The organism is Acinetobacter sp. BWR-L5 (assembly GCF_039655985.1).
GTDB lineage: Bacteria > Pseudomonadota > Gammaproteobacteria > Pseudomonadales > Moraxellaceae > Acinetobacter > Acinetobacter johnsonii.
Genome location: NZ_JAGFEV010000012.1, coordinates 77,974 through 90,150, shown reverse-complemented (window position 1 = coordinate 90,150; position 12,177 = coordinate 77,974). Strand labels below are relative to the sequence as shown.

At 40.0% G+C, this 12,177-nt stretch carries 11 protein-coding genes, 1 rRNA gene and 1 riboswitch; of the genes, 7 read left to right on the top strand and 5 right to left on the bottom strand.

Annotated elements, in window-relative coordinates; genetic code table 11:
• A 5S ribosomal RNA gene (gene rrf / locus JZ787_RS16730) occupies nucleotides 1-103 on the top strand; the annotation flags it as partial.
• A 187-nt stretch (nucleotides 104-290) separates the two neighbouring features.
• Here the strand turns inward: rrf and JZ787_RS16725 are convergent.
• The 5 genes from JZ787_RS16725 to JZ787_RS16705 all read right to left on the bottom strand — a co-directional run bounded on the left by JZ787_RS16725 (nucleotide 291) and on the right by JZ787_RS16705 (nucleotide 5,928).
• Nucleotides 291-851 carry a transglycosylase SLT domain-containing protein gene (locus JZ787_RS16725; protein WP_010326766.1) on the bottom strand — a complete coding sequence of 187 codons (561 nt, stop codon included), beginning with the start codon at nucleotides 849-851 and terminating at the stop codon, nucleotides 291-293.
• A gap of 505 nt (nucleotides 852-1,356) precedes the next feature.
• The gene (locus JZ787_RS16720; protein ID WP_346312905.1) at nucleotides 1,357-2,556 is read right to left on the bottom strand and encodes an acyl-CoA dehydrogenase family protein; all 1,200 of its coding nucleotides are present in this window, start codon (nucleotides 2,554-2,556) and stop codon (nucleotides 1,357-1,359) included.
• Between the two features lie 17 nt (nucleotides 2,557-2,573).
• Nucleotides 2,574-3,860: an acyl-CoA dehydrogenase family protein gene (locus JZ787_RS16715; RefSeq protein WP_346312910.1), complete on the bottom strand. Its 1,287-nt coding sequence runs from the start codon at nucleotides 3,858-3,860 to the stop codon at nucleotides 2,574-2,576.
• Between the two features lie 231 nt (nucleotides 3,861-4,091).
• A complete protein-coding gene (locus tag JZ787_RS16710) occupies nucleotides 4,092-5,465 on the bottom strand; it encodes an AarF/ABC1/UbiB kinase family protein (protein ID WP_058869652.1) in 1,374 nt (457 codons plus the stop codon).
• Between the two features lie 157 nt (nucleotides 5,466-5,622).
• Nucleotides 5,623-5,928, bottom strand: a complete 306-nt coding sequence (locus JZ787_RS16705; protein WP_058951948.1) for a hypothetical protein — start codon at nucleotides 5,926-5,928, stop codon at nucleotides 5,623-5,625.
• A gap of 193 nt (nucleotides 5,929-6,121) precedes the next feature.
• Between JZ787_RS16705 and JZ787_RS16700 the strand changes: the two genes are divergently transcribed.
• The 6 genes from JZ787_RS16700 (at nucleotide 6,122) to JZ787_RS16675 (ending at nucleotide 12,077) form a co-directional block, all read left to right on the top strand.
• Nucleotides 6,122-6,544, top strand: coding sequence for a lysozyme inhibitor LprI family protein (locus tag JZ787_RS16700; RefSeq protein ID WP_168159959.1), 423 nt, complete (start codon nucleotides 6,122-6,124; stop codon nucleotides 6,542-6,544).
• Between the two features lie 105 nt (nucleotides 6,545-6,649).
• On the top strand, nucleotides 6,650-7,660 hold the full coding sequence (gene prmB / locus JZ787_RS16695; protein WP_026056415.1) for a 50S ribosomal protein L3 N(5)-glutamine methyltransferase: 1,011 nt from the start codon (nucleotides 6,650-6,652) through the stop codon (nucleotides 7,658-7,660).
• A 15-nt stretch (nucleotides 7,661-7,675) separates the two neighbouring features.
• A complete protein-coding gene (gene aroC / locus JZ787_RS16690) occupies nucleotides 7,676-8,767 on the top strand; it encodes a chorismate synthase (RefSeq protein ID WP_346312904.1) in 1,092 nt (363 codons plus the stop codon).
• A 446-nt stretch (nucleotides 8,768-9,213) separates the two neighbouring features.
• The gene (locus tag JZ787_RS16685) at nucleotides 9,214-10,032 is read left to right on the top strand and encodes a hypothetical protein (protein ID WP_346312903.1); all 819 of its coding nucleotides are present in this window, start codon (nucleotides 9,214-9,216) and stop codon (nucleotides 10,030-10,032) included.
• 172 nt (nucleotides 10,033-10,204) lie between these two features.
• Nucleotides 10,205-10,291: riboswitch (glycine riboswitch) on the top strand.
• A gap of 132 nt (nucleotides 10,292-10,423) precedes the next feature.
• Nucleotides 10,424-11,668, top strand: a complete 1,245-nt coding sequence (locus JZ787_RS16680; RefSeq protein ID WP_183174345.1) for a D-amino acid dehydrogenase — start codon at nucleotides 10,424-10,426, stop codon at nucleotides 11,666-11,668.
• Nucleotides 11,669-11,849: 181 nt separating this feature from the next.
• Entirely contained in the window at nucleotides 11,850-12,077 is a 228-nt protein-coding gene (locus JZ787_RS16675) for a hypothetical protein (RefSeq protein WP_058869647.1), read from the top strand.
• Nucleotides 12,078-12,177: the final 100 nt, after the last annotated feature.

Below are 12,177 nucleotides of genomic sequence, written 5' to 3'. Positions count from 1 at the left end.
AGCAAGAGTGAACCACCTGATCCCTTCCCGAACTCAGAAGTGAAACCTCTTAGCGCTGATGGTAGTGTGGAGTTATCCATGTGAGAGTAAGTCATCGCCAGCTCATTAATTCAAAATCCCCCTCCGCTTAATGCAGAGGGGGATTTTTTTATGCTGAAAAGATTAAAATAATAAATAAATAATTATTAAGAGGGAAAAAGAGATAGAGAACAAGTGAAATAGCTTATCTATAAGGGCCTAAATGGTAAAAAGCCAGCAGTTGCTGACTTTTATGTCTTATTTAAAAGAGGTTACAGAGCATCTTTTAAGTTTTTTTGATGTGCTTTAACCTGTTTGGCATATTTCTTTCCTTGACGCTTCATTTTCCAGGTCGAATGGTATCCTGTTGGACCGACATTATAATAAGCCAAAGCTTTGGGCCAACTTTCTGCTTTTTGGTTATAGCTAGCGAGAATATAGGTGCCACAATTAATATTATTAATCTCTTCAAATAAATCGCCAGGGCAGGTTTGTTGCCAATAGCGTGGGATAACTTGAGTAAGTCCAATAGCACCAGCAGGGGAAACAGCATAATTTCTATAGCTAGACTCTTGTCTTATGACTGCTGCAACTAGTAATGGATCCACATTATAACGATCTGCACTTTGTACAATCATAGGTGCAATACGTAGTGCTGTTGTTGGTTCAACAGCATATGCCTTTTGAATGCCATTGGCTAATTTTGCTGAACGCTTTTCAACTGAACCGCCACCAAGTGATGAACAACCAGTAAATATTAAAGTTGTTGTTAAAATTAAAACAGATTTAGCTTTAATATGAGATGTTGGCAAGTATCGTTGATAATTCAGCAAACTGTATATCCATTGGTATAATGTCTGAGAAGATCATATTGAGCTGTGCAATTACAGTCAAGTTGAGACAGAAGGTACTATTTTATGGTTTTGTTAAATCCGTACTTTATTTAAGCTAAATAGAGGCGATTAATTGAAATTCTAGATTTTATGCTGTTAGTAGATCCACTTGCAAAGATAGTTTTGTCATATAACCCCATAGTATTTAACTTTTTATAGGTGATTGCATGGACAAGTCAAAGAAATTCTTCTTGCTTATAACAAATAGCCTAAGCAGTATCTAAGTTGGTAAGACTTACTATTCTCCAAATATTAAATTTGCTCAATAAATCTAAGTTCTGTGATAGCGATACGTTTTTTGAAGCCCAACAAATAAGTTCAGCCGTTGTTAGATAGCATGAATTTAAGTCCAGTAATTTCTACTTTTATATTGCTTCAATGTGAGGCCATAATCTTCTATTTATAAAAACTATGGCATCAACATATCCGAATGGGATGTTTTATATTATTTCAATTCGCTCGATGACTTTCCTAATTCACGGCGTGCGATAATGAGTTGCTGAATTTGTTGCGTTCCTTCAAAAATATCTAGAATTTTAGAATCTCTTGCCCATTTTTCCAAAAGCTCATCTTCGTTGTAACCGACCGTTGACGCAAGTTCGACGCACTTAAGGGTAATTTCATTACAAATTCGACCAGCTTTGGCTTTGGAAATGGAGGCTTCCTTTGAGTTCGGTTTCTTGTTATCTGCCATCCATGCGGCTTTTAAGGTCAGTAAACGTGCTGCTTCCCATTCGGCTTCCATACGATAAATTTGGCTCGCAATATGAGTCGTTTGTAAGTATGGGGTTATATATTGAGGATCTAAACAATCGCTGAAGATCTCTTTAATGCGTTCTAGTGAGGCCTTGGCACAGCCTATAGCCATCGCTGCAACGAGCGGACGGGTATTATCAAAAGTTTCCATCACGCCAGCAAAGCCTTTAGCAATGTCAATTTCCGCATTTCCTAGTAGGTTTTTGGCTGGCACTCGGCAGTCGATTAAACGCATAACTGCGGTATCAGAGGCTTTGATTCCTAACTTATGTTCTAAACGTTCTACCGTCATGCCAGTCGTTCCTTTAGGAATCACAAAAGATTTGATCGCTGAACGACCTAATTTTTTATCCAGAGTTGCCCAAACGACGATAGCGTCGGCACGGTCACCTGAAGTCACGAAAATCTTTTCACCATTTAAGATGTAATCATCACCATCTTTTATTGCCGAGGTGCGAATAGCCGCAGAGTCCGAGCCACAGTTTGGTTCAGTGATTGCCATGGCTGCCCATGTGTTTTTGAAACGCTCTAACTGCTCTTCATTGGCAACAGCTGCAATTGCTGAGTTTCCCAACCCTTGGCGAGGCATCGATAGAAGTAAAGCGGTATCTCCATAACACATTTCAATTACACTTAAAGCGGTAGAAAGATTTACTCCATTTTTATTGCCCTGTTCATTGGTACCTCGCTTGCCGACAGCGGCCCCTGCGTTCATACCTTCACCACCCTCATTCATACCATCGACTAAAGATGCCAGCATATCCAGTTCTTTAGGGTAGCTGTGTTCAGCTTTATCGTATTTTCGGGAGATAGGGCGAAGTACATTGATGGCCACTTGGTGGGCTTGATCAATCAGTAATTTAAATTTCTTAGGATTTTGTAAATTCATGCCAGTTTTCCTTTTTATTATGCATGTAGACCAGAGTGAACAATCGCTGTTGCACGTAAATCACGATACCAACGCTCAACAGGGTGTTCTTTGGTGAATCCGTGTCCACCTAAAATCTGTACACCATCGGTGCCAATTTTCATGGCTTTTTCGGCACAAAGTAAGCGTGCTAAATAGGCTTCACGGTGAAATGTCTGCCCAGATTCAGCTAGACTTGCGGCATTTAGAATGAGCATACGCATGGCATCAATTTCGATGGACATATCGGAAATCATAAATGCAACACTTTGACGGTGAGAAATTGGTTCACCAAAGGCGGTACGTTCATTGGCATATTCAATACAATATTTTTTGACCGCTTCACATGTGCCGACCGCCATTGCACACCACATTAAATTGCCGAGGTCTAAAAATGCCGTGTAGTTGAAATCTTCATCACCTAAGCGTAAAGCAGGGGTTTGATTAAAAATTAAAGTCGCTGTTTCCGTTGCTTTGAGCCCCATAGCGGGAGATTTTTTAAACTGAATACTTTCATCACGTCTGAGAATAAAAACTTCAGCTTGGCCATTAAGTTCAGCACTGACAAGGAAAATATCTGCACTTTCAGCCAATAGTACCAGTGTCTTTTCACCTTGGATAAAATATTGACCATCACGTGAAATGGCTTTGGTTTTTAGCTGGTAAGGATTAAAAGCAGGCGTAGCTTCTTGAATTGCAAAGCTAGCGCGAATGCTACTGTTTTGCGCAAAACTGTTTAAATATAAAGCCTGTACTTGTTCAGAACCCCATTGTGTAATGGCATTAATCACACTAAAAGTAGAGAGCATACCAGCGGCTAAACTAAAATCACCTTTGGCCAGATGCTCTGCAATAAGTACATTACTCAGAATATTTTTCTCAGCAGCGACACCCCCAAGTGCCTCAGGCAAAGCATAAAAGTTCAGACCTAGCTCTTCAATATATTGCCAAAGCTCTGTTGGAAAAGTTTCATTTTGATCGGCACTTGCGGCTAATGGGTAAAGTACATCCGCTGCAAACTGTGACATGCTGTCGATAGTCATTTGCTGATCTTCTGAATAGTTCAGATCAAACAATGATTTTTCTTGATTATTGAGTCGTTGTTTATGTAGATCTTTATTGGTTTTAAAGGCTTTTTGTGTTTTTGATAAAGTCTTATAGCCTGCTTTTGAGCCTTGATATAGCGATTTCTCCACAAATTTTCTAAGCTTTAATTGGTCAAGTACGTCGCTACTTGCCATTTTTGTGATCAGTGATAAGCCAAATCCCTGCGCCTTATTTACCATATTTGTCATTATTTTCATCCAGCAGAATTATTCTGTGGTTTTATGCTGACATAGCGGCACACGAATAACTATGTCATGACTGACATGATGTATTGTCAAAGATAAACGGTAGGTGGTGTATTTTAAATTATTCTAATCTTTTGTTTTTTAAATTTTTTATTAAATCGTTGGAAATTGAAGTGATTGATCAATTGACCAAAATGACATTGCATCATTTTGGTCAATGTACTTTTAGATAAACTTTTTGACCATAGCGCGAACATTGGTTTTCGCTTCAATCACAGTCATAAAGGTATAAGCACCGATGAATTTACGGCTGATAAACATAAACTCTTTCGGAGGAACACTGAAATAGCGAGATGCCATTGACTTTGAAGCTTGCTGCATTACACGGCTATGAAGCTGGCTTGCTTTCCAGTCATAAGCAAAGTGTTCATCCATAACACCAGCAGGTAAGTCTGGGTTGTTGCTTGGGCTGCTGAATGCTTCAGTTGCAAGTAAGAAGACCTTAGCCATATCAGGTTTAATGCTTTGAGGGATAGAGTCGAAAAACTCATAGCCTGTCATCGCTTGAACCATTTCTTCACTACTATGATTAAACCCAGCATGAATGAGCTTACGTGCTACACCGAGTAAGTGTTCATCAAACTGTCGGATTGCGCCAAAATCAAGCAAAACGATTTTGTCCAAGATGTCATTGCCATTGCCTAAGCGAACGAGGTAATTACCAAAGTTCGGATCGGTCTGCATTTCACCCCATTCAAAAATCTCGCGTACCGCAATTTCAAGCGATGCTTCACCAAGTTTGTTGCGACGTTCTTGCGGCAGAGACAGCATGACAGGGCTGTTAATCGGCACGCCACGTTCAAATGTCATACACAATACTTGGTCTGTACAGTAGCCATCTATAATTTGTGGCACGATGTAGCGTGGGTCTTCTTTTAAGCGAGTAGCAAAGCGGCGTGTGGTTGCAGCTTCGATTTTATAATTGACTTCACGGTGCATCATCTCACGAACTTCATCGAACCATTGGTCGAACTCGCGTGTTTGCGGCACCATACGTGTCAGTTTAAGCATGTTTTTGAACAGGCTCATGTCTGAGTCAATGGCTTCAGCAACGCCAGGATATTGAATTTTCAATACCATCTCTAAACCATCAGACTTACGCGTTGCACGGTGGACTTGTGCCAGTGATGCAGTGCCCAGTGGCTCATGATCGATGGTTAAATCATCTAGTTTAGAACCCAACTGGCTGTGCAGTTGCTGTTTTATCGCAGGCCATGCTAAAGCGACTGTTTGGTTATTTAAAGTATTTAAGGCTTGCGTGATTTCTTCAGGTAGAAAGTGTTCACCATAAAGCGCCATCATTTGGCCAATTTTGACGATAGAACCTTTAAGTTTACCTATTTCAGAAACAAGATAATCGGCCTGTTCTTTCATTGCTTTTTTGCGTTTCTTTTCTTTTTCTTCTTCGCTAGAAAACATAGTTGTCGCATTAGAAGCAGCCCAACGTGTTCCAGCAAGCAACGAAGCTTTGGCAATCGATAAACGACGATCCATAGAGGAGGTTTTCAGTTGTTTAAGCTTATCGTTGTGATCTGACATAATTCAGTAAAATCCTTTCATCAGCAAGGGCAGCATTTTAGATTGTAACGGATAATATCGTGTATTCACGTATTAAAAAAGTTCAACTTGCTGAATCTCGAGTTAAAAAAGGCCATAAGTGTTAAGCAACCATCTAAATACAGCCTAATCGGGATTGTTACATACGAAATTTTACTTTAAGTGTGTTTTTCTGAATCAATTCATCTTTATGTGTTTGTATGTGTTGCAGGATCATTTCTTGTACTGGTTGGTGCATAAATCCATGTGCATAACCTTTAACAATGATGATGCTCGGTAGACTAAAAAAGAAGTATCGAGCATCCTCAATGGTTGCATATTCATAGATCCCTTGCTGCTGTAACAGCTTTTGGAAATAGGCTTTTTCAGTGGCGACATGATTGTTTTCGGTGTCATTCCAATAGCGTTCACGCATCGCCATTAAATTGTTGTGTTTATAACTCATAAATTTGGGGAATATTGGCAGAAGAACTCACCTTATAATAAGGCTGTTTGATCAGGTTTCAATGCAAAGCCTGTGAGTTCATGTAAAAAGCTGTGCAGTGGAAATTTTATAGGGGGCTAGTATGTTCATACAAAATAGGATGTTATATTAAAGCGCTGCAGCACGCAGATGCTGTGAATGACTAGATTAAAAAATGAATGAAGAAAATTTGCTTTGGGGAAAGGAATTGAAACAAATATTTAGTGCGTTGCTTGTTGTGGGATTGTTCAGTGGTTCAGCCTATGCAATGGGCCCAACTAAAAAATATGAAGCATGCATGAAGCAAACTGGCAATGTGTTGAGTGAAATTGATGCATGTATGAGTAAAGAATATAAAGCACAAAAGAAACGCTTAAAGAAAGTATTTAAGCCGTATTTGGCGAAGGCTCCTGTAGATGAGCAAGGATTGGTTAAACAGTCTCATCAACAATGGCTAGTGCAGCGTGATCAGATTTGTAATAATAAACCTATCGTGAAAAATGAAAAGACTGAATTACAGCGTATTTCGTGTCTGATGCAAATGACGCAAACCCGTGCAGATATGTACGAAGCACGTACAGGCCGTATAAGCAAATAAGCGCAAAGCGCATGAAAATGTGTTTGCTGTGCATCAAAACATTATAAATCATAGAAAAACAGGGTATCATAAGGCGTTTTTATTATGACCTTGGAGACGCCTTTAGTGGATCGCCCGACTATTAGCCCTGAACATATACAGGAAGCCGCTGAAAACTTAAGCACAATTCGTGATTTTATCCGTTTTGGAGTGACAGCATTACGTCAATACGATGCACATTTAGGTCAAGGTACAGAAGACTATTTTGCTGAAAGTTCAGCTTTGGTTTTACAAACTTTATCTTTAGATTGGAATGCGGATGCTGAAATCTTAGAGTCGAAGTTACTGCCAAGCGAAAAGGCAGAAGTTTTAAGCTTATTAGAACGTCGTATTAATGAAAAAGTACCGACTTCATATTTGCTTAATTTGGCATATTTTGATGGCAAACCATATTATGTCGATGAACGTGTACTGATTCCGCGTTCACCGATTGCAGAATTGATTCAAAACCGTTTTGCACCTTATTGCTTAGGTGAAAATGGCCAAATGGGTGAGGCAGTCAACAACTTGCCAGAAAACCCGAATCCAAAAACGCCACAACGTATTTTAGATATGTGTACGGGCTCAGGTTGTATCGCGATTGCTTTGGCTTATGCCTACCCAGATGCCGAAGTAGATGCAACGGATATTTCTAAAGAAGCTTTAGAAGTGGCTCAAATTAACTCGGAACACCACGACAAACAGTATCAAGTGGCTTTACTTGAGTCTGACCTGTTCTCCAAAATTCCTGCTGAAAATCAATACGATCTTATCGTGTCTAATCCACCTTATGTGGACGCTGAAGATATGGCAGATTTACCTGAAGAATTCCATCATGAACCTGAATTGGCTCTGGCAGCAGGTCAAGATGGCTTAGATTTGGTTCGTAAAATGTTAGCTCAAGCGCCAGATTACTTAACTGAAGATGGTCTCATCGTGATTGAAGTGGGTAATTCTGAATGGGCAATGCGCCAAAACTTTAATACTGTTGATTTTTACTGGTTACAGTTCCAAAAAGGTGGTACAGGAATCTTTGCATTGACTGCGGCTCAATGTCGTCAATTCCGTGATTTATTCATTCAATCTGTTCAAGCATAAAAGGAGTCGTTAGACATGGCAGGTAATAGTATAGGGCAACTCTTCCGTGTAACGACTTGTGGTGAATCTCATGGTGTAGGCTTAATGGCGATTGTGGATGGTGTTCCACCGGGCCTTGAGCTTACAGCAGACGATTTGCAAAAAGATTTAGACCGTCGTAAGCCGGGAACCTCTAAATTTGCCACGCAGCGCAAAGAACCTGATGAAGTTGAAATCATTTCTGGTGTGTTTGAAGGTAAAACAACAGGTACACCAATTGGTTTATTGATCCGTAACACCGATCAAAAATCCAAAGATTACGGCAATATTGCACAAAGCTTCCGTCCGGGACATGCGGACTATACTTATACACAAAAGTACGGTTTCCGTGATTACCGTGGCGGTGGTCGTTCAAGTGCGCGTGAAACAGCTATGCGTGTGGCTGCGGGTGCAATTGCGAAAAAATACTTGGCTGAAAAGTTTGGTATTTTAATTCGTGGTCATGTAACCCAAATTGGGACTGAAATTGCGGAAAAATTGGATTGGAATGAAGTGCCTAATAATCCATTTTTCTGTGGCGATGTCGATGCCGTACCGCGTTTTGAAGCACTGGTGACTTCATTGCGTGAACAAGGTACCAGTTGCGGTGCAAAGCTTGAAATTTTGGCGGAAAAAGTGCCTGTAGGTTGGGGTGAGCCTGTTTTTGACCGTCTAGATGCTGACATTGCTCATGCCATGATGTCTATTAACGCGGTCAAAGGTGTTGAAGTTGGAGATGGTTTTGCTGTTGCTGGTCAGTTTGGACATGAAAGCCGTGATGAGTTAACCACTGATGGCTTCCTGGCGAACCATGCAGGGGGTATCTTGGGCGGTATTTCGAGTGGTCAAACTATTCGTGTGGCCATTGCTCTTAAACCAACAGCATCTATTACCACACCGGGTAAAACCATCAATATTAATCGTGAAGATACTGACGTATTAACTAAAGGTCGTCATGACCCTTGTGTGGGTGTGCGTGCGGCTCCGATTGCAGAAGCAATGCTTGCGATTGTTTTAATGGATCACTTTCTGCGTCATCGTGCTCAAAATGCAGACGTCGTTGCACCATTTGCACCGATTGAATACTAGAAAATTCTCTTTATATTTAAGAGAGTACACATTAAAGTCAGACTTCGGTCTGACTTTTTTATTTGCGTATTAAAGCTAATCTTAAATGTAAGAAAAGAGCTGTTGGCATATTATGCACGTTATGGTTATCACGATACTCAGAAAACAGCATCTTACCTATTAAGTGCCAATGTAGGTCAACCGTTGATGAATCTTCATTCGGTCTTACTGAGTAAGAAAATTTAGAATTCGAGTCTTTCTCGTTTCTGAAAGAAATCATCAATAACACAGAATAATTGTGTATGGGCCATATATGGTACAAGGAACATAAGGGTTAGAGTCGTAAGTTTAGTGTGGTCACACAGCGAATAGCTTTAGTTCCTCTCTTTTTAAAGTCAATTTCTTATCCGTGATTAGGGTTAAGTCATTTAGAGAGTTCATTTTTAAAAGAAAAAAGGAAGGGGGATATGAATAAAAAAATAAGCACAGTCAGACGAGGCACCATTATATTTTTATCATTACTTACAGTTTTGGTTATTTCATTGTTGATATACGGCTACGACAGTATGCATGACCCTGAAAAAGTTAAAGTGCGCTTATATGCTTGTGGAAAATTTGGAGATCAGCATATGCTCATTGATAAGCAGTATTTATATTATGGCAGAGTGAATTATCAAGGTGTGAATTATTGGGGGAAAAATATCAAAGAAGAACACGAGGCCAAAGGTTGTGATGATCAAATTCAAAGTATTGCTTTGAAAGTGAAATGGCCTGAAATGAGAACGTCGAGTGAAGGCTTTAGACTAGGTTCTGAGTATAAAAATGATATCACAATCGCATTAAACCAACGTTCCGTTTGGAAAGAGGAGTGGGGAGGTAAAGACTTTTTTAATGAGTTTTTACTTTTAAAACAATACTTAAGGAAAGGAATGTCTTCTGGTGGGGAAGAAGTGAGTGAAGTATGGATAGATGAAACAAAAACATTTAACTCAGATTTGGGACTCTACGAAATAGAGGTAAAAAGTGATGATGGTGTTGGAAAAAAGGTGTATTGGCAGGAGCGTAAAGGTAAAGGGGTAAGCCTAACCATTAAGTGTCTTTATTTTAAGACTGGTGCAACAAGTTGTGAATTTAATACACATCAACCCAATTATGGGTTTAATACGAGTTATATAAAGATCGATTTCCATAGCGAATTACTGCCACATTGGCAAGAAATTTATCAAGATGCAGAACAACTCATTCATTCTTTTAATACAGGAGAGAAACAGAATGAAGCATCTTAAGATGTATAAATCATCACTATTAAAAATGTTTAGATGATCTTAGGATAGCGCTAATGTCCGACAGCACGCGTCAGCTGAGGTTGTACTCTATAAAAATAAACAAAAGATAATACTTTAAGAGCAGTTTCCAATCGGGTGATTACATGGTATATAAATTGCTCATAGAATAATAAGCATTATTGCAGGAGAGAAATGTTCTGCATTCGCCGAAGGAGCAACGACCCCGGAAACTCTCAGGCAAAAGGACTGTAATAATGAAAAAACTCTGGAGAGAAGTGTTCAATCACTCACCGAAGGGGATGGTTTAAAACGTCATGGGATGTTTTAGGTCGAAGCTCTCAGGTACACATGACAGATGGGGTTGACATCAAACAATAAAAAGGAGGTGTCTATGTGTCATGTCGTTGTCATTGGTGCTGGAATTACAGGCGTCACAACTGCGTATGAATTAAGTCAACTGGGTTATCAAGTTACCGTTGTGGATCGGCATTTATTTCCAGCCATGGAAACTTCTTTTGCAAATGGTGGACAACTGTCTGCATGCAATGCGGAAGTTTGGAACCAAAAATCGACAGTGCTGAAAGGCATGAAATGGATGTCTCAAAAATCTGCCCCTTTATTGCTCAATCCTGCCTTTAGTGTGCATAAATATGCATGGCTGATGGAATTTCTGGGCAATATTAAACATTATGAGGCCAATACCCACGAAACAGTGCGCTTAGCTTTATTGGCTCGTCAGCGCTTGTTCGAAATTGCGGATAAAGAGTCAATCGACTTCAATTTAGAAAAACGTGGTATTTTGCATTTTTATCATAATAAACAAGATTATGACGTTGCCATCCGAGTCAATGATTTACTCAATAAAGGTGGCCTTGAACGTTCTGGCGTGTCCAACGAAGAAATTAAGCAAATTGAGCCGACATTGACCGGCGACTATTATGCTGGATTCTATTGTGAAGGCGATGCGACGGGTGATATTCATAAGTACACCACAGGTTTGGCTGAAGTCACCAAAAAGCTAGGTGTGAAGTATCGTTTTGGTATGGATGTGACAGATATTCAGCACTTAAGCTCAGGTGTTGAAGTAAAGTTACAACCCAGTTCAGAAAATGTTGAACTGCTTCCAAATGAAGTGGAAATGTTGGCTGCCGATGCTGTTGTGGTTTGTGCAGGGGTGGGTAGCTATCAATTGGCTGAATTGGTCCAAGAACGCGTCAATGTTTATCCTGTAAAGGGATATTCGATTACGGTGATGTTAAATGACGAAGAAAGCCAGCAAAATGCGCCGTGGGTGAGTTTGCTGGATGAAAGTGCGAAAATTGTAACTTCACGTTTAGGTAAAGATCGTTTCCGTGTTGCGGGTACTGCTGAGTTTAATGGCTATAACCGTGATATCCGTGCAGATCGGATTCAACCTCTGGTTGACTGGACCAATCGCAACTTTAAAGTTTCGACAGAGCATGCGGTCCCTTGGGCAGGTCTTCGCCCTATGATGCCGAATATGATGCCTGTAGTGCGCCGTGGAAAGTTAGAACGTGTGTTCTTTAATACAGGACATGGACACTTAGGTTGGACGCTGTCTGCGGCAACTGCGGCGATGATTAGTCAGGAAGTCGCGACAGCGTATCCTGTTTAATTCGAGTGTATTCTTAGATAGATAAAAACAAGCTTGCTTCGAGCTTGTTTTATCATTTTTGTGCAATGATGTTATAATTCTGCCTTAATTTCAAAAGATTGCTCACAAACGAATACTTTAAACTTGAGCAAAAATAAGTAGTATTGTTTCAAGCAATTGATGACTAATGTGAAGGTGAATAATGATTAACATGAAAATGGCTTTGGTGGTTTTAGCTTCTGCAACGATGCTGTCGCTTGCTGCGTGTAGTGACAAAAAACAAGAGACTGAACAAACGCCAGTGGAAAGTTCAGCAACTGAAACACCAGTGACCAATATTGAAGTTAGTCCAGAGATGATTGATGCTGCACCTTTAGAGTCTGAAGAAGCAGGTGCATCAGCACCAGCGGCAGCGTCTGAAGCGAAATAAGTCCAAAGATCAAAAAGCCTCCCAATGTGGAGGCTTTTTTTTATGGTTGAGAGTGATATCAGCATTTAATCGTAAATATTTAGGTTCAGGATATAAATCA

What these genes read in the sequence shown, in the direction of transcription:
- aroC (WP_346312904.1), top strand. Translation starts at nt 7,676, where the DNA reads ATGGCAGGTAATAGTATAGGGCAACTCTTCCGTGTAACGACTTGTGGT.
- JZ787_RS16680 (WP_183174345.1), top strand. Translation starts at nt 10,424, where the DNA reads ATGTGTCATGTCGTTGTCATTGGTGCTGGAATTACAGGCGTCACAACT.
- JZ787_RS16675 (WP_058869647.1), top strand. Translation starts at nt 11,850, where the DNA reads ATGATTAACATGAAAATGGCTTTGGTGGTTTTAGCTTCTGCAACGATG.
- JZ787_RS16685 (WP_346312903.1), top strand. Translation starts at nt 9,214, where the DNA reads ATGAATAAAAAAATAAGCACAGTCAGACGAGGCACCATTATATTTTTA.
- JZ787_RS16715 (WP_346312910.1), bottom strand. Translation starts at nt 3,860, where the DNA reads ATGGTAAATAAGGCGCAGGGATTTGGCTTATCACTGATCACAAAAATG.
- JZ787_RS16710 (WP_058869652.1), bottom strand. Translation starts at nt 5,465, where the DNA reads ATGTCAGATCACAACGATAAGCTTAAACAACTGAAAACCTCCTCTATG.
- JZ787_RS16700 (WP_168159959.1), top strand. Translation starts at nt 6,122, where the DNA reads ATGAATGAAGAAAATTTGCTTTGGGGAAAGGAATTGAAACAAATATTT.
- JZ787_RS16720 (WP_346312905.1), bottom strand. Translation starts at nt 2,556, where the DNA reads ATGAATTTACAAAATCCTAAGAAATTTAAATTACTGATTGATCAAGCC.
- JZ787_RS16705 (WP_058951948.1), bottom strand. Translation starts at nt 5,928, where the DNA reads ATGAGTTATAAACACAACAATTTAATGGCGATGCGTGAACGCTATTGG.